Source organism: Ruegeria sp. H6 (assembly GCF_056532975.1).
In genome coordinates this window covers 159,368-177,264 of the sequence record NZ_JBQFOA010000003.1, presented here as the reverse complement: position 1 = coordinate 177,264, position 17,897 = coordinate 159,368, and the positions used below count along the sequence as shown (strand labels likewise).

The 17,897-nt window shown below is 52.1% G+C and carries 13 protein-coding genes; 8 read left to right on the top strand and 5 right to left on the bottom strand.

Annotated features, from left to right (window positions below):
- Positions 1-124: 124 nt before the first annotated feature.
- Entirely contained in the window at positions 125-862 is a 738-nt protein-coding gene (locus ACR0AG_RS08695; protein WP_480837901.1) for a hypothetical protein, read from the bottom strand.
- A 411-nt stretch (positions 863-1,273) separates the two neighbouring features.
- On the opposite strand from ACR0AG_RS08695, the gene ACR0AG_RS08690 reads away from it, so the two are divergent.
- Positions 1,274-2,620 carry a hypothetical protein gene (locus ACR0AG_RS08690; RefSeq protein ID WP_480837900.1) on the top strand — a complete coding sequence of 449 codons (1,347 nt, stop codon included), beginning with the start codon at positions 1,274-1,276 and terminating at the stop codon, positions 2,618-2,620.
- A 134-nt stretch (positions 2,621-2,754) separates the two neighbouring features.
- Here the strand turns inward: ACR0AG_RS08690 and ACR0AG_RS08685 are convergent, their stop codons facing one another.
- Genes ACR0AG_RS08685 through ACR0AG_RS08675 form a run of 3 tightly spaced genes read right to left on the bottom strand, consistent with a single transcriptional unit; the run spans position 2,755 to position 6,267 of the window.
- The gene (locus ACR0AG_RS08685; protein ID WP_480837899.1) at positions 2,755-3,579 is read right to left on the bottom strand and encodes a CpsD/CapB family tyrosine-protein kinase; all 825 of its coding nucleotides are present in this window, start codon (positions 3,577-3,579) and stop codon (positions 2,755-2,757) included.
- Positions 3,580-3,592: 13 nt separating this feature from the next.
- On the bottom strand, positions 3,593-5,149 hold the full coding sequence (locus ACR0AG_RS08680) for a GumC family protein (protein WP_480837898.1): 1,557 nt from the start codon (positions 5,147-5,149) through the stop codon (positions 3,593-3,595).
- Positions 5,146-6,267: an ExeA family protein gene (locus tag ACR0AG_RS08675; protein WP_480837897.1), complete on the bottom strand. Its 1,122-nt coding sequence runs from the start codon at positions 6,265-6,267 to the stop codon at positions 5,146-5,148. Before ACR0AG_RS08675 ends, ACR0AG_RS08680 begins: the two co-directional genes overlap by 4 nt.
- Before the next feature lie 867 nt (positions 6,268-7,134).
- Here ACR0AG_RS08675 and ACR0AG_RS08670 point away from each other — a divergent pair.
- From ACR0AG_RS08670 to ACR0AG_RS08655, 4 genes are all read left to right on the top strand, one after another.
- A complete protein-coding gene (locus ACR0AG_RS08670; RefSeq protein ID WP_480837896.1) occupies positions 7,135-7,731 on the top strand; it encodes a polysaccharide biosynthesis/export family protein in 597 nt (198 codons plus the stop codon).
- 20 nt (positions 7,732-7,751) lie between these two features.
- On the top strand, positions 7,752-9,164 hold the full coding sequence (locus ACR0AG_RS08665; RefSeq protein ID WP_480837895.1) for a porin family protein: 1,413 nt from the start codon (positions 7,752-7,754) through the stop codon (positions 9,162-9,164).
- 144 nt (positions 9,165-9,308) lie between these two features.
- The gene (locus ACR0AG_RS08660) at positions 9,309-10,742 is read left to right on the top strand and encodes a hypothetical protein (protein ID WP_480837894.1); all 1,434 of its coding nucleotides are present in this window, start codon (positions 9,309-9,311) and stop codon (positions 10,740-10,742) included.
- A 271-nt stretch (positions 10,743-11,013) separates the two neighbouring features.
- A complete protein-coding gene (locus ACR0AG_RS08655; RefSeq protein ID WP_480837893.1) occupies positions 11,014-11,274 on the top strand; it encodes a glycosyltransferase in 261 nt (86 codons plus the stop codon).
- A gap of 47 nt (positions 11,275-11,321) precedes the next feature.
- On the opposite strand, the gene ACR0AG_RS08650 is transcribed toward ACR0AG_RS08655, so the two are convergent.
- Complete coding sequence (locus tag ACR0AG_RS08650; RefSeq protein ID WP_480837892.1) at positions 11,322-12,353, bottom strand: endonuclease/exonuclease/phosphatase family protein; 1,032 nt, start codon at positions 12,351-12,353, stop codon at positions 11,322-11,324.
- 257 nt (positions 12,354-12,610) lie between these two features.
- On the opposite strand from ACR0AG_RS08650, the gene ACR0AG_RS08645 reads away from it, so the two are divergent.
- The 3 genes from ACR0AG_RS08645 (at position 12,611) to ACR0AG_RS08635 (ending at position 17,854) form a co-directional block, all read left to right on the top strand.
- Complete coding sequence (locus ACR0AG_RS08645; RefSeq protein ID WP_480837891.1) at positions 12,611-15,400, top strand: bifunctional aconitate hydratase 2/2-methylisocitrate dehydratase; 2,790 nt, start codon at positions 12,611-12,613, stop codon at positions 15,398-15,400.
- 197 nt (positions 15,401-15,597) lie between these two features.
- The gene (locus ACR0AG_RS08640) at positions 15,598-16,611 is read left to right on the top strand and encodes a GlxA family transcriptional regulator (protein ID WP_480837890.1); all 1,014 of its coding nucleotides are present in this window, start codon (positions 15,598-15,600) and stop codon (positions 16,609-16,611) included.
- Between the two features lie 100 nt (positions 16,612-16,711).
- On the top strand, positions 16,712-17,854 hold the full coding sequence (locus ACR0AG_RS08635) for an aromatic ring-hydroxylating oxygenase subunit alpha (protein WP_480837889.1): 1,143 nt from the start codon (positions 16,712-16,714) through the stop codon (positions 17,852-17,854).
- Positions 17,855-17,897 lie beyond the last annotated feature (43 nt).

Genomic DNA, 17,897 nt, shown 5'->3' with positions numbered 1-17,897 from the left:
AATATATGTTCTCGAATTGCTTTGGTTTGATGCCAGAGATTCCTAGCATTGCAAAGATTTTTGAGCATCTGATCGCCGCGCAACGTTTTGCGATTACGTAACTGCGCTGTAGGTCAAACGCCACTTAGTCCGCTGGAACTCCGGTGCGCCTGCTGTTTTTGACCACATCCCAGACCGTTTCCTGCATCAACTGCGCCGCTTCCGGTCCGGGGCTGAGTGCTTCTGTGCCATCAGCTTTCAGCAGCTCATGCGGCAGTCCAACCGGAGACTCCTGATAAAGCACCGCGTAGTGGGTCAAAGCGACCAAATAACTGCCCAAGTCACTGAGATGGATGTTGTCGGAAAACAAATCGTTACGGTCGGCGATTGGACCAACACCACCACGACTTTCAACGTCTCGGACGAATTGAGCCATGACTTGGCCTGCTGGAATCAGATAGATGGGTTCCGGATCGCCCTCATATGCCATCGCGCGGCGCAAGATTTCTTTTTCCCAATATCGGTCCAAGTCCTTGTCAAGGCGGTCAAGCCACCCTTCTTCGTCATCCAACGGGTGCCAAGTTTCATAGAAATATATGCGCATGTCTTGGTTCGACTGTCTTCCAAGCTGCCACCATTCATGTAGATATTTGGCGCTGTCGAAGTATTTGATTGCGTCGCGAATTTCGACCATCTCGGTCATAATAAACGTATTATAGTCTCCGGAAGATATCGCTTCCGAAGCGTTGTTGAAGCTTTCGGGCATATTGCGCAACTCGAACCCGTTGATCTCCTCTTCGGGTTCCCAATGTGCTTTCAACGTCGTACCCCAGCCCAACTGGCTGCTATAGTCGTGCTCGCCCCCGGCCAATTGCTTCAGCATAACCGGAATGTCAGGCCCGACGAGACTGTGCCCAAGGTGAAAAACAGTTTGCGGCAGTGTTGGCGCAGGCGCAGGCGCGTCATAGAGAGTTTCGAAGGTGTTGATATCGATTGGTTTTGTGGATCCAAATCGAACAAAGCCAACGATCGCCGCGGCAACAATCGGAATGGAGGCAAGCAGATAACGTTTCATCTCAGCAAACTCAGACCCTCGTGAACAAACTCTACGATACGCATATCAGCCCTTAGCGCATAGCCAGTAGATGCGATGTAGTTGGATCAATGAGAAATTTGACTATGGGTTTGAAGCTGTTGTGCGCTACGCTCTATCTAGTGGGTTAAAGTCAAAATACCATCCGCAAGTATCCAGTTCTGTGCTTCTGAACACAGTAGATTTTTCATGAGGGTTGATATGCAATTCGGGAAAGTGCCTTTTCGAAACTTGAAGGTCGCTGAACGCAGACGCGGTGGGGTTCCTTTGTTGGCTGTACTCGTAGGTCTTTTTGCGTCCCATCTTGCGGTGACAGACTGGACAGCCAACGCTTCCAATTCAGAACACATTTCGATTCCGGGTGTTCATGTGCCCTTGGGACAAGTGTCACTTGCGATTTCAAACGACACTCTTCAATCGGGTTTGAATTGTTCAAGCGCCTATTCGACCGAGAAGCCCTTCGTTGAATTATTCAAAACTTCGATGCCATGGCAGAATTTTGCCCGGCTTGCGCAGGCTGATGTCGTTGCTAAAAACGGTTGGATTAATCGAATTCTAGATGGTGACGAAATTAGCAGAACCGGTACAAACGCAGACTATTTCCGAAATATCTCGGTCGCACGTGCGATCAGTCTTGCTTCACCCGAATTTACAAGAGAGCTCGCCCAATACACACTTGCAAAAGAGACAACACATACCGGTTATGATTTAGATGTCAGACAAGTTCATAGCGGCCATAGCTTAACAGATTCCCACACTAACTCTTGGTGGGAGTTGGGCAACATGATCAATAGCTTTGGTAGGAAAAAAGACAGGGTTGCGCGCTCAACCATTCCGGGAAGCGAAATGCGTTGGCGTCGCGAATCAGTGGACTCCGCTTTCTATGGGAACCCTAATGCTTGGAAAGATATCGCTGATTTTGAACTTTTGGTCATTACCGAACGAAATGACATCTATCCGGAAGCACTTTATCCGACAGGACGCAAAGCGGAATACAGGCTGGAAAGGCGCGAAGAGTTTTCAAGGTGGGTTAATCACGCTTGGCGCAATGGCAATGACGGAAACGGCGCCGCTACCATGCTTTTCTCCGTGTGGACCGATTTAGAGGTGTCTGATCCCGGTTTCCGAGAGCGTTTGGACATTGATGGCGTTGAATGGGAAGCAATGGCGGACTATGCCAACGAGAAGCGCCCTTCGGAAGCTCCACCGGTTGTTATCATTCCAGGTCATCGCGTTATGGCGCGGCTTTACGATGATATCGAGCAAGGGCTTGTTCCCGGCGTTGCAAACATCCAGGAATTTTTTGGCGATGATGTTCACCCAAATCACTTGGGTGGCTACATGATATCGCTTTTACACCTTGCAGCAATCCACCAGGTCGATTTGACAAATGTGCCGACCAGGTTTGGAGGAGGCTCCGATCGGCAGCCGCTTGACTTGGTTCCGAGCCCCGAAATTGCGGCATACCTAAAGCTAATGGTGCAGGACGTTGTTACAAGCTATCAAAACAGCAGAGGATCAGATGTTTACACCTCGGATGACATCTGAGCCATCGACTGACCTGAGATGTGATTTCATGCCAAGCCATCTTCAGCGAGATGGAAATGGCTACGTGGGAGAGCCGCTCGCTGGCCCTTAATTCGAAAGTTGAATGGGGAATTACTTACAGTATCTAGGATTCATCAATATCCGTATCCGCCCACTTTTCCCAGGTGACGGCACTTGTTCAGAACCACACCGAGAGAGTTGGTGCGCCCGGCAATTTCGCGTTCGCACTTATCAATTTCTTCGTAAGTGGTTTTGCCGGCTTCGGCTACCAGAACGACGCAATCGACTTGATCAAAAAACGCGTAGGCGTCGTCGCAGGCCAACATGGGCGGCGAGTCGAAAATCATCAGGTCCGGTTGATAGCGCTCTTCAATTTGATCAATAACCCAACCGGTTTCGCGTTCTTGAAGCAGTTCTGATGAGTTCGAAATCGGGGTGCGGTTCGAAGCGAAAATCAATCTGTCATTGTAACAAACCATATGTTCTTCTGCTGGTGCCGTACCTTCAAGCACCCTAGAGAAGTTCTGATTATTCGGAATGTTCAATGTTTTGGCAATTGAAGGGCGGCGCATGTCAAAATCGATGACAATGCTTGATTGGTCACGCAAGCGCAAAGTGCTGAATGCCAAGTTAAGACACAACGTCGTTTTTCCACAATTGGATTCCGGCGACGTGACAAGCACGCGCCGCCAGCTGTTGGCTTTCATTTGATGCAGCAGGCGAGTGCGGAGAGTGTCGAAGGGAACTGCGTCAACATTAGAGGACTCAGAAACAATTCGCGCTTTGGTCAGGGAACGCCTGTTGAGCTGCAGCTTTGGCAATGACTTCCAAAGTGAAGAAACGTCAGAGCCACCTTCACGCGCCGGGCTGCGTTGTTCTGTAGACGCAGAAGAACGAATATCAGTGTTTGCATTTCGGTCAGCCCGAGCTTTTTGTATTGCCGATTGAATGCGTTCCATCGATTTCTTTCCTTTACCCGAGACCAAGTTTTTCCAGAGCGTCCTCAAGCCCCAAGCGGTTCGTGAGATCCTCTATCAAAAGGTCAACGGGTGTCTGGTAGGTATGGACAAAATAAATTCCAATGGCTGCGACAAGAATAGGCAACAGGATGAGTGTCGCAACCAAGGTTCGGCGCGCTGCGGCCTGGCCAGGTGTCTTGAGGTAAGGAACAGTCGCGAACGTAGTGATATTGAGACGGCGCTCAAGTTCGACTGTCCTGCGAATGGTGTTGTTCAACAACTCAAGCAACAGGAAAATCCCGGCGGCCAAACCAACGCCGCCCAGAAACCCACCGGCAACCATTAGCTTTCTGTTCGGACTGGCTGGTTCAGTCGGGACATCTGCCTGCTCGGTAACCGTTATGCGCTGCCCGCGGGATTGGGCTTCAATTTGATTGCCCGTCCGGGCTTCGGCCAGGCTAGAGGTTGCTTGCGCATACTGAAATCTCAGGTTCTCATAGTCGCGTTCCAGCGTGCCCAGAGCAATTGCATTTGTTGGCGTATCTTCTATGGAAGCGGCGAGTTCATCCAATTCAGAATTTATGATTTCCTTTTGTTCTTCAATGAAGTCTATCTGACCATCAATGTCAGAAATCTGAAGCTCGAACGCCGTGAAATTTGGAGCAGTTTCCGTTCCCAAACCCAGTTTGATGTTTGCAGCTTCCAGCGCTGCTATTTGGCCATCCAGAGACTTTATCTGTGGGTGATCTGGGGAATAGATGACAAGCGCAGAAGCCCTTTCATCTTGCAGCTGCCGCAAACGCCGTTGTTCAGGTGTTAGACTTTCACCCGCCAGATCGGAACGCCCGGTGCGCTCATAGACCTCAACCAACCGTGCGCGGCGGTCTCTGAGCCCCGATAATTCCCGGTCCAATTGCAACAACCTCTCCTGTAGGGAGGACTGTCGGTTTCTCCGATAGTCGAGGCTGTCGGGCAGCGCGTCTTTGTGAGCTTCTTGAAACTCCAGGATTTTGGATCCCTGTTCGGCGAGTTCGTCATCCAGACGCTGAACTTCCTGCGTAAAGAAGTCGAGTGTTTGCCCCGTGGCGCTTGTTCTCATGGCCACGTTTTCTTCGAGAATCTGTGCCACCAGTTCGTTGGTAACCTGCGCAGACATTTCACCGGTGGGCGCGGCAAAAGAGACTGTAACAAATGACGCCCTGTTGAACGAGTGAGGAGGAATTTGCATCTCAATTCTCGATCGCATGTTAATCACGATCGCGTCCGGTGTCACATCAGGCACATTTGCGTAAACATCGAATTGCTGAGCCAAGTTCAAAAGATTGGCCCGGGTTAGAATACGCTGCTGCGTCACCTCCAGGATCTCAACAACACTTGCCTGAACTGTTGACGACGCAAGTTCGCCAGGAATCTGGGGCGATTCAACTACAAGCGTGGCTTCGGCCTTGTAAGTGGGCTGTAAACTAAAGGCGACAAAAATGCTTGCGGCAGTGCAACCCAGAACAATGAAAGTCATGAGCGGCAACCGCTTCAGAAACAGCGAAAAGTAAAACCGCACTTCGTTCATCATGATGAGTGCCTAACTTGATCAGGAGGTAAACTTGCTGCGAAAAAAGCGCCATCGTTCAAAACCATCTCTACGGTATTTCTCACAACGCCCTGTAACCCTCGGGTAAATGCATAGACCATGGCCAGATCGCAAATCTGGTTGACCAGCCGCGGTACTCCGCCCGTCGCTTCAAAAATGAGGTCGGTCGCAGCAGGGCTGAAAAAATTCCGTTCCGCGCCCGCGATTTCAAGCCTGTGGCCAATATATTTTCTAACGGTTTTGGAATCCATCGCCCTCAGGTGGAAACTTGAGGCAACCCTTTGCGCAAACTGGCGCATTTCAGGACGGCGAATAATCTCCTGCAATTCTGGCTGTCCGACGAGAACCAGCTGCAACAGCTCATCTTTGTTGGAATTGATGTTCGTGAACATTCTAAGTTCTTCAAGAGACTCTGCGCTTAGATTCTGGGCTTCGTCAAATATCAGAATAACCCGATGCCCCAGCGCGTACTCCTCAATCAGGTGCTTCTGAAAGGTTGCGAAGAGATCAACATAAGTCGCATCAGCCGGGGCGGGTTGATCCAGCGCCATTAGAACCCACCGCAACAGCTCTCCGCGGTCGCCGTGTGCGTTCGACACAAGGCCAACTTTCACGTCATCGCCGACCGATTTGAGCAGATGGTGCATCAGCGTCGTTTTGCCGGTACCCACCTCTCCAGTGATGACCGTGATCGGCGCGCGCGTCAGGATGCCGTATTCCAGCATGGTGTATGCCCGCAAATGCGCTTGTGACCAGAACAGAAATTCCGGGTCAGGCACCAACGAAAATGGCCGTTCTTTGAGGCCAAAATGTGCGGTATAAATGTCAAGAGAGCTGCCCGTATTTGGCGGTCCGGGCATCTGGTCAGGTCTATCTGTCAAGTCCTTGCTCTTATTTGCGTTTGAAAGGTCTTTTGAAACACTGGTGGGCATCGTCCTTTTGCCGTTCGTAATAGGACCTTGTGCCGCGTCGTCTGTCAAATTTCTGTTTTTTTGGTGTGGTTCGAGAATATCCCCATCGAAGCTGGCCTGCCTCCATTTGCGCCTCTGGATTTGACGCGATGGATTATTTTCATTGCCAGGCAAAAGCTGAGGGGGCATCTGACTTAGATTCTCCTGACCAAGTGGTGCTTGCGACCCAATACAAACAAGTCGCCGCACCTTGAAACCAAAACAAGACCCGAAAATGATCAGAACGGGCCCTACTACTCTTACTACGATTCCTATCTAGCAATTCACCCGCGGCAAAACAATTCTTTGCGCGCTCTAGCACGCGTATGCGTTGAAAATGTTTGCAGAGTCTCGCGTTTCGGACGTTTTCGAACAAACGCTCCTATGTGGAAGCCTGACCGAACGACCCCTAGCTGCATAGAACAATGAGGATATTCGAGGCTTCTCTGTATTAAGATTGTATTTTTAGGCAATTCCTTACACATCGGCACTTCTTGGTTTGCCTGCTTAGTTTTCCAATCGCCAGTCGTTCGAAAGGCGCCCAAACTACAAGAAGTCATCTTAGAGTTGCGCTTGAACCGTTCTCAATTTTGTGTGTTCCCACTTTGAGGTCAGCGAATCTTTGGATGTGTCTGTCGGTTCTTGTTTGGAAACAATAAATTCACCGACTGAGCATTGATTTATTGCTTTGAAAGTCGGCCGGTCTTTGGGCTGAGGTTGTGAGCAGATCGATATATAAGGCAGCGTCCTGCTGGACCTGCATTTTGCCAAAAATCTTAATACCTGAGAAACAAACCGAGGGGACAAATACTTACACAAGAATGCCGAATGCGACTCGTAGGCGGCAACTGAATACATGCAGCGTAACCCATCTGCGTCAGTGTTGGGTATTTCTGATACAGCTCAGAAGAAATCATAGAATTCTGGCGCGAACATCGTAAGAATGATCCGGTAAGGGGTATCTGAGTCTGCGCCGGATGGGCGTGAAAGGCTCGTGTCAAAATGGAAGAGTCGAATATGAAATCTATCGTAGCGCTACTCGTTTCAATCGTTCTAGGCGTCGTGGCAAACTCAGCCGCGGCGCAAGGTTATCGCATTCAATCCGGTGATACTTTGCGAATTGAGGTTCTCGAAGACGAAGGCCTGAACCGCGAAGTTTTGGTGCGTCCTGATGGCCGGATCAATGTCCCACTGGCCGGTTCACTGCGGGCGGGTGGCAGAAGCGTTGAACAAGTCAGTGATGAACTGGCGAGGTTGCTGGCGCCGAACTTTGCCTCACAACCGAATGTCTTTGTATCGCTGGGCGCGCTCAATGAGCCCCGGGAACCCTTCCGAAGCACTATCGATGTGTTTGTCATAGGCGAAGCCGGAACACCTGGTCGGCACACACCGGAACGCGGCACGACACTTCTTCAGTTTTTCGGAGAGATGGGTGGATTTTCCAGGTTTGCTGCGACCAAGCGCATCATGTTGCGCCGTACCGACAAAACAGGCAAAGAAACTGTGTATCAGTTTAACTACGACGCGATGTTGGACGGCACGGGAACCGGGGGATCGACAAGGCTGGCCGACGGTGACGTTATTGTCATCCCCGAACGGCGCTTGTTTGAATAAGCCCGAAGAGGGGCACAGCCGTGAAACTGAATTCAATACTAAAAACATCGGTGTTTGGCGCCGTTTTTCTGGTCGCCAACCTGAACGATCAGGCCGTCGCACAAGACGTGGACCTTGATCCCGGCGGGACTCAGATAACTTTGGGTTTCGCACAACGCATAGAATCCGGAGAAAACCTGACCCTTGATGTACCGGAAGAGGGCCATGGCACGATCGCATCGACCATTTTGTCCTTTGGATTGTCCAGCGAAACGCCGATCCAAAGCATAAGTCTTGATGCCGTCACAGCGCTGCGTTGGTCTGACTTGCCGGACAGAGGAAATGAGTTCGACTTCGGGGATTCAATATTTAATTTCGGTTACGTTCGTGAAGGTGCCAATGCAGGGCTGGATTTTGGCGCTGACTTTTCCAGCTATGACATTGGATTCTCTCGGTCACTTCGGACGTTCATAGATGAAGATGGCGTTCTTGAGATCCCATCCGATTTCCCGGACCTGACCGGCGATGGCACACGCCAGGAATACAGCCTCGCATTCCAGATGGATTTCGGGCGGCGCGATCTTATCGGTTATTATTTTGAGCTGGATGCGCGCGAGCTCAGATATATAGATCAAACGAGCCCAACATTGTTTGACAATAGCACGGTTGGTGCCGGGGCAGGGGTCAGCTTCACCCTTTCGCCAATTACAGTTGCCACGTTGGACTTTAGCGCGGAACGCTTTCAGGAAGACGATGAAGATCAGCGTGATCGCCGAACCAGCGATGTCGTGTTGGGATTAACACATGAGTTCAATTCCCGTACGCGCGCAGAATTTGGGTTTGGGTATACAGATATTGATGATCGACGTGACGTAGCGGGCGATGTCAGGACAACTGGTCCAATAGGCCGAATAGGCCTTGAGCGCGATACGCCAAACGGCACCGCGACCTTCGACATCGAAACAGAACTGGCGACTGCCGGGCGCTTGAACAGAGCTTGGATAGGTGGCAGCCGAGATGTCCTCGGCGGGAGCTTTTCTGCGACGCTTGGGGTGGCCCATACGGACGGCGGTAAGACAGAGCCAATCGGCTCGCTAAGTTATGCGCAAGTATATGGCGAAAACGAGCTCCAGTTCTTTTTCAATAGGGATGTCGCCATTACAGATGACGATGTATTTCGAGATGAGTATATTTTGGACGTCGTCTATATCCTTGGACTTGGCCCCGCATCGCGTTTGGGGTTTGCTGTTACCCAAGTGCTTACCGATGAAACAGACGTTGACCCGCGCGTAGAGCGTACTGATTTAAATGCGGTCTACAGTTATGAGCTAGAATCTGAATGGATTTTGAATGCGGGCCTTAACTATCGGATTAGGGACGAAGACGGTGTGGGTCGTTCAAGAAGTCCACTTGTCTTCTTTTCTATCGGTAGGGAGTTTGCGTGGCGACCCTGACATAGGTCGTACATGGCTACAGCTGATTGACACTTGAAGATCGCGGTGCCCTTGGAAGGCCCAAATCATGACCAAAACCTACTGCCTTTCAGACTACGCTTCGGCGGTGACGGCAACTAGCGCGCCTAAATTCAGGGGCTGAGGATGTCGCCCAATATTATTGCATATTGCGCGTTGTTTGGGTGGCCGTTGGTTGTTTTCGCGCTGTTTAAGTTGTTGTCGCGCCCGAACGCGGCGATCTGGTCGATTTTAGCTGGCTACTTGTTTCTTCCTCCAAGATTTGGTGTGGATTTTTCCGTTTTACCGCAACTTGACAAAGCTTTCATGCCCAGTGTCTTCGTGGTCATTGCGGCTTTTGTTTTTAGAGGTGGTGGCGACGAAACGACAAATCCTCATACTCATAGAGCATCAAAACTTCTGATATTCTTAGTCGTGCTTTTGTTGGTTGGGCCTTTCATTACTGTCCAAAACAACCCCGAGCCGATCGTATTTCCGGGACGGTTTATTCCTGGGCTTACACTTTATGATGCCTTAGGAGTATTTCGTGATCTAATGGTTGCCATGCTACCGTTTTTTATCGGTCGGAGACTGCTGGCAAACCAAGAAGGCCACGCGCTTCTACTACGGGCATATGTTTTGGCCGGACTTATTTACTCTTTTTTGATTCTAGTCGAAGTGCGCTTGAGCCCACAGCTCAATACTTGGGTTTACGGATATTTCGCTCATAGTTTCGAACAGCATATTCGCGATGGGGGGTTTCGCCCAATTGTGTTCTTGTCTCATGGGTTGTGGGTTGGTTTGTTTATGGCCACAGCTACTCTTGCGGCAGCTTCCGTATGGCGGCAAAAGGGAAAGAAAATCAACAGTCTGGTTTGGCTATATTCAACCCTGTGGCTGTTTTTTGTTCTCTACCTTTCCAAAACGCTGGGAGCGTTCGCTCTCACTGTTCTCCTGCTACCTTTGGTGCTTTTTGCGAGTGGACGCGTCCTACGACTTACAGCCGGTGTGGTCGCTGTCTGTGTCTTGGTGTACCCGGTACTAAGAGGCGCTGACTTGGTCCCGGTTGATGTTGTATTCGACTTTGCATTGAGCATAAGCGAAGATCGCGCCTACTCATTCAAAACCCGACTCGACAACGAAGATGCACTCCTTGCTCGCGCGCTTGAAAAGCCGATAACCGGTTGGGGTCTTTGGGGGCGAAGCAATCTATTTGACCCTGAAACCGGTCAAAGCACTAGTATCACTGATGGTGCTTGGATCATCGCTCTGGGGTCGTTTGGGTGGCTGGGCTACATCGCTCAATTCGGGCTGTTGTGCTTGCCACTCTTTTTCTTAGCTTCAAAGCGTGGGCAAGAAATTCCCTTCGCTACAAGCGGTCTATGCATTCTATTAGCGCTTAATTTGATTGACTTGATCCCCAATGCAACGCTCACACCGTTGACCTTTCTAACCGCCGGGGCGTTGATGGGATTTTGTGAACAATTTGTACGACCAAAGCGCAAACAGAGTAATTCTCGTGGCCCCAAAGAAATGACATTGTTCCCGGGATCACAGGCGCAGCGTAAGAAACGCAGCTGATGATTTTTTTATTTTTTGCACCTAATTTCGGCTTAGGTGTTGGCAAATGTCTGTTCGTTGACAAGTGAGAAACTAGGCGCAAGGCTATTAGTCTGTAGTTAACGAGTGCGGCAAGAGCGATTGTTCAAAGACAATTGAACATTTGTCATGTTGGGATGCCACGCAGCTCCTTTCTTTTACCCACCATACATTATCTCAATGCTGGTGCTGCGTTTGTAACAGCGCTCACCGTAGCGGACGGTTGTTCTGTGCCGTCTACACTTGAGGTTTTGTGGGCTTATCGCCAACAATAGGAACAGACGCCGGGGGCGTGGCTGAACTTATCGAGAACAACAAAGACGGGCTACTTGTCCCTGCGAACGATCTCGATCCGTTGGCCGAAGCAATGCGTCGCGTCATGACAACGCCAGAGCTGCGCGCGACACTTGGAAAGAAGGGACGGGAAACCATACAGAACCGCTTTGCGTCCACCCGCAGTGCCAAACTGTTGGCGGATTTGGTAAATGGTCAACGCGGTGCGCCGAACCGATAGGTCGGACGAATTGTGTGGCCGACTGAAAGCGTCTGGTCAGATTTGCTTTAACTTCCTGCTGCCGGTTTCCACTTGAAACCAACGCGCACGATTCCGTGGTCGGTGCTGCCGCTTTCTTTGTGGTCGTCGTGGTTCAGGTGGTCGTTCTGGACCAGCATTTCATCGAACGCCCACAAACGCTTCTTGGAGTTGTCGTAAAACTCCTGGCTGAACAGGATATGATCCAGGCTTTCGCGTTGACCCTTGTAGACGTGGGTGTAGTAGACATCCCGGATCGAGCGGTATTCCTGCATGGTCTGCGCAGTGTATAGCGCATTGTCTCCGCCGCCTGTGGACAGCGGCGACAGATAGGTGGGCTGTTCCGACAGGACATTCAGCGTGTTGCTGGCTTTGCCGTCGTTCATGTCGCCGATCAGCACCACAGGTGTGTCGGTCTTTTTGATCAGGTTTGTGATGATGACCCGCAGCGCGGCGGCCTCGGCGGTTCTGCGCACGGTTGATATGGCGTAACCAAGGGCGTTTGCGTGTGGTCCGTGAATGTCCTTTTTGTACCAAACCCGTTCGCGCCAGATTTGGGCAGGGCGTCGGGATTTGAAGTGGCATACAAAGACGTGAATTACCGGCGTGCGGCGATCGGGGCGGACCTTCAGGTGCATCACGGGCCGCGAAAACCCCTCCAGCAAGACTGAGATATCAGGCTGCTGCGGGTCGTCTCCGGTTGAGCGCAGGACAAACTCTTCCGGGAAGTCCTCGATCCATTCCGGCTCGTCCACCAACATGTCAGAGCGGACGGCAGCGGCGCAGACAATCTTGTTGTCAGTATGGTTGTCCGGAACCAAAAGTTCGTGCGTTCCTGCAAGTGCGGAATTGTCCAAAGCGGGCTGCAACGCGTCTTTGGCCCAGAGCTCTTGAAACCCGATGACGTCCGCATCAAGGCGCGTCAGCATGTCGGTCGTATAGTCGAGCTTTTTCTGATAGGTATGTGCGTCCCAGCCGTCGGTGTCACCATATATTGCCCGTCCCGGCAGGTGGAAATTCAGCAAATTGAAACTGGCAAAAGAAATGTCGCGGGCACCCATGTCATTCTCCGAAAAAATCTATAGCTAATCCGCGCAGCATAGCATGGATTGAATCCAGTTTGTGTGACAAAGGGCGAGAGGGGTCCGGTTTGGTGAACGAGGGGGCAGACCCGGACAAGGTTTCGCAATGGCGCTTTGATCTATTGTCAATTCGATCCGAATAGTATACCGCGGCATACAAATGGCGTTTTAGGCGGGTTTCTTCCCTTTGCCTCTGATGCCAACGCTTGATCAACTGCCAATTCGCCGGGATAGCCATGAGCCTGTATACAGACTACCTAAATGAGATTGCAACACGCAAAGAACAGGGCTTGAATCCCAAGCCGATCGATGACGGCGCACTGGTCCGTGAAATCGTTGATCAAATCAAAGATACAAACAGCCCGCACCGCTCAGGCGCTTTGGATTTCTTTATCTATAACACGTTGCCAGGCACGACCAGCGCGGCGGGTGAAAAGGCCAAATTCCTGAAAGAGATCGCCCTTGGAAACGTTCAGGTCCAGGAGATTTCGGTTGCGTTTGCTTTTGAGTTGCTGTCGCACATGAAGGGCGGGCCTTCGGTCGATGTCCTGCTTGACTTGGCCTTGGGGGAAGACGCGGGTATTGCCGGGCAAGCTGCCGAAGTTTTGAAGACTCAGGTGTTCCTCTATGACGCGGATACGGATCGTCTTGCTGACGCCTACGCCGCTGGGAACGCGACGGCGAAAGAGATCCTAGAAAGCTATGCCAAGGCAGAGTTTTTCACCAAACTTCCCGACATCGAAAAAGAGATCGAAGTCGTGACATATGTCGCGGCCGAAGGGGACATCTCGACCGATTTGCTTTCACCTGGAAATCAGGCGCATTCGCGATCTGACAGGGAACTGCACGGCAAGTGCTTCATCTCGGAAAAAGCACAGGCGGAAATTCAGGAATTGCAGCGTCAGCATCCTGACAAACGCGTCATGCTGGTTGCTGAAAAGGGCACGATGGGCGTTGGGTCCTCGCGCATGTCCGGTGTAAACAACGTGGCACTTTGGACTGGAAAACAAGCCAGCCCCTATGTGCCCTTCGTGAATATCGCGCCGGTTGTGGCGGGCACCAACGGTATTTCCCCGATCTTCCTGACCACGGTTGGGGTGACCGGGGGCATCGGTGTCGATCTGAAAAACTGGGTCAAGAAGGTTGATCAGGACGGCAAGGCGATCCTGAACAACGACGGAAACCCGATCCTGGAGGAAAAATACTCGGTCGCCACAGGCACCGTGCTGAAAATCAACACCGAAGACTACAAGCTGCTGAGCGAGGATGGCGACGAATTGGTCGATGTATCCTCGTCGTTCACTCCGCAAAAAGTGGAGTTCATGAAAGCCGGCGGGTCCTACGCCATCGTGTTCGGTAAGAAACTGCAGACGATTGCGGCGGAAACTTTGGGCGTCGAAGCCCCTGTGGTTTTTGCCCCATCGAAAGAGATCAGCCACAAAGGCCAGGGTCTGACCGCGGTTGAGAAGATTTTCAACAAGAATGCCGTTGGAACGACGCCCGGCAAGACCCTGCACGCAGGCTCGGACGTTCGGGTCAAGGTCAACATTGTCGGCTCGCAGGACACGACCGGTTTGATGACCATGCAAGAGCTTGAGGCGATGGCCGCCACGGTTGTGTCGCCCAGCGTCGATGGTGCCTATCAGTCGGGCTGTCACACGGCCTCGGTCTGGGATGCGAAGGCGCAGGCCAACACGCCGCGTTTGATGAAGTTCATGAATGAGTTTGGCCTTGTTACCGGTCGCGACCCCAAAGGTGTTTACCACGCGATGACCGATGTGATTCACAAGGTGCTGAACGACATCACCGTGGATGACTGGTCTGTCATCATCGGCGGAGACAGCCACACACGCATGTCCAAAGGCGTCGCCTTTGGTGCGGACTCGGGGACTGTCGCGTTGGCTCTTGCGACGGGTGAAGCCTCGATGCCGATCCCGGAATCGGTCAAGGTGACCTTCAAGGGCAATATGGCCGATCACATGGATTTCCGTGATGTGGTTCACGCAACGCAGGCGCAGATGCTGGAACAGCACGGCGACAACGTATTTCAGGGCCGCGTGATCGAGGTGCATATCGGGACGCTGCTGGCCGATCAGGCCTTTACCTTTACCGACTGGACGGCCGAGATGAAGGCCAAGGCATCGGTCTGTATCTCGAATGACGAAACCCTGATCGGTTCGCTGGAACTGGCGAAATCGCGCATCCAGATCATGATCGATAAGGGTATGGAGCATGAAAACGGCATGCTGCAAAAGCTGATCGACATCGCAGATGCGCGGATTGCTCAGATCAGATCCGGTGAAAAACCTGCGTTGCAACCAGACGACAATGCGAAGTATTTCGCCGAGGTTGTCGTCGATCTCGACCAGATCGTCGAGCCGATGATTGCCGACCCGGATGTCAACAACGCCGATGTGTCCAAACGCTACACGCACGATACCATCCGCCCGATCTCGTACTACAATGCCGAAAAGCATGTGGATCTGGGCTTTGTCGGTTCGTGCATGGTGCATAAGGGCGACATCAAGATCGTGGCTCAGATGCTGAAAAACCTTGAGGAAGAAACCGGCAAGGTTGAATTCCAGGCCCCGCTGGTGGTTGCTGCCCCGACCTACAACATCATTGATGAGTTGAAGGAAGAGGGCGATTGGGAGGTGCTTGAGAAATATTCGGGCTTTGAATTTGATGACCTGTTCCCGAAGCAGCAGGCGCGTACCGAGTATGAGAACATCCTGTATCTCGAACGTCCGGGCTGTAACCTCTGCATGGGCAACCAGGAGAAAGCGGCAAAGGGGGATACGGTTCTGGCCACATCGACCCGCCTGTTTCAGGGTCGCGTCGTGGCCGATGCGCCGGACAAGAAAGGCGAAAGTCTGCTGGCATCGACCCCGGTTGTCGTGCTGTCTGCCATTCTCGGCAGAACTCCGACAATCGAGGAATACAAGACCGCCGTCAAAGGCATCGATCTGACCAAATTTGCACCTCTGGCTGACAAGCCAGCGACGACGAATTCGGCGCATTTCTAAGGATTTAACTGGGTCGAATGACCCCTGAGCTAAGTTGAAACGGCCCGGTATTTACCAGGCCGTTTTTTCATGTGCCATGCTCGGAGCGCAGAGCACAGGACGCGCATATCATCGTCAGCCTGTTTCATTCGTTGTTGTCAAACTGCGATCTGTTTTTTTATTTTTGGACATCTGTTTAACGCCAACGGACGAAACCGGTGACCCAACCCCACCCGCTGCATTTGCGCATTATCGTAACGCCAAGTTTCAATCTGTCTGCCACCATGAGTTTCGTGGACCCGTTTCGCGCAGCAAATTACCTGGAAGGGCAAGCGTTGTTCAGTTGGGAGTTTGCTTCGCAAAACGGAGGGCTTTGCCGCGCAAGCAACGGGGCCAGTATCGAAACCCTCACCCTGCCAGAAACCGCGCAACGTCCGGCGGATTTCCTGATCGTATCGTCCAGTTGGACGCCCGAGTTGCATGATACATCCACGATCAGAAAAGAGCTTAGGCAAGCGGCATTGCGCAGGATCCCGATTGGCGGCCTGGATACTGGCGCTTTCATAATGGCAGCTGCAGGATTGCTCGATAACCGCCGCGCGACCGTTCACTATGAACATATTGATGCTTTTCGAGAGCTCTACCCAAAGGTCGATTGCACCGAGGCGTTGTTCGAATTTGACGACGACAGGCTGACCTGTTGCGGTGGGTCGGCATCAACGGATTTTGCATTGCATATTCTTCAGGGCACGCATAGCTATGCCGTGGCGAACGAGGCCGCGCGTTATGTGTTTCATCCGACTCTGCGGGATCGGGGAACGCCGCAGAACCCTCAGCTGATCGAGCCTTTGGGTGGGAAAATCCCGGATGCGGTGCGCCAGGCGATCCAGGCCATGGAACAGCACCTTGAGGAGCCGATGCCAATAGCGCGGATATGCGAGGTTGCTGGAATTTCTCAACGCCAATTGAGCAGGTTGTTCGCGCAATACCTGCGAAAAACACCAGTCCTCTATTACCGCGATATCCGGTTGGATCGCGCGCGGGGGCTGGTGACGCAAACCTCTCTCCCGCTGTCCGAGGTTGCCTTTGCCTGTGGTTTTTCCAGCCATGTCCACTTTAGCCGGGCCTACAAAGAGCGTTTTGGCTTGCCACCGATCAAGGACAGAACCGAAGGTCGCATTCCGTTCGAATTTCGCGCATGGCCCATGCATCGGAAAGGTGGGGTGATCTGACCAATATTGTTAAGTTCTTGGCGACCAATGATAAGAAATAGCACAACAGCGATGCCAGAATACACCTGCATCAGCCATTGTTGTTTGGATGAGGATCACGATGACGCAATTGCCAACTGCCCAGGAATTTGACGCTATCGCAAAAGGCTATGACCCGAACCCGTCGCGATCGTTTTCTTTGCGAAAAGAGGCTTATGTCGAATTCCCCTGGTACAATGCCGACATCGAGGCGGTGATGGCGAAGACGTGGCAATGGGTATGCCATGTGGAAAAGCTGCGTGAGCCCGGATCTTTCGTGACAGCCGACATCGCCGGGCGTCCGATCGCCATTGTGCGGGATCGAGACGGCACGCTGCGCGCATTCTACAACGTCTGCAAACATCGCGCGCATGAGCTGTTGTCGGGCGAGGGTCAGACGACCCGGATTATGTGCCCCTATCACGCCTGGGTCTATAAGCTGGATGGTCAGCTCGTTCGCGCACCTCACACCGAACAGCTTGAAGCATTTGACCCCAAAGAGATTTGTCTGGATCAGGTTCGGGTCGAGGAGTTCTGCGGGTTCATCTATGTGAACCTCGATCCGTCGGCAAAACCCCTCCGAGAGCTTTCGGGTGATCTGGAAACCGAGATACGCCATTGGGCGCCGGACATCGAGGATCTGACATTTGCGCATCGTCTGACCTATGACATCAAGTCGAACTGGAAGAATGTCGTCGACAATTTTCTGGAATGTTACCACTGCCCAACCGCGCACAAGGATTTCTGCGAGCTGGTAGACATGGACACCTACAAGGTGACCACTTACGGCATTTATTCCAGCCATATGGCGGATGCGGGCAATAACGCGGCCAACAACGCATATGATGTGTCGAACGCCACCGTGAAAACCCATGCGGTTTGGTGGTTGTGGCCCAACACTTGCATCATGCGCTATCCGGGGCGGTCGTCGATGATCATTTTGAACATCATCCCCGCCGGCCCTGATCGCACGCTTGAGACCTATGACTTTTTCCTGGAAACGCCCGAGCCCAACGACATGGAGCTTGAGATCATCAAGTATCTTGATGAGGTGTTGCAGGTCGAAGATATCAATCTGGTAGAAAGCGTGCAGCGGGGCATGAACACTCCGGCCTTTTCGCAGGGGCGCATTGTAGATGATGCGGATGGGTCCGGTCAGTCGGAACACGCGGTGCATCACTTTCATGGCCTTGTTCTGGATGCCTATAAGGCCGCGGCCAGATGACCCCGGGGCAGCGATCCAAAACCCCGCCGCGTTTGTTGTAAGC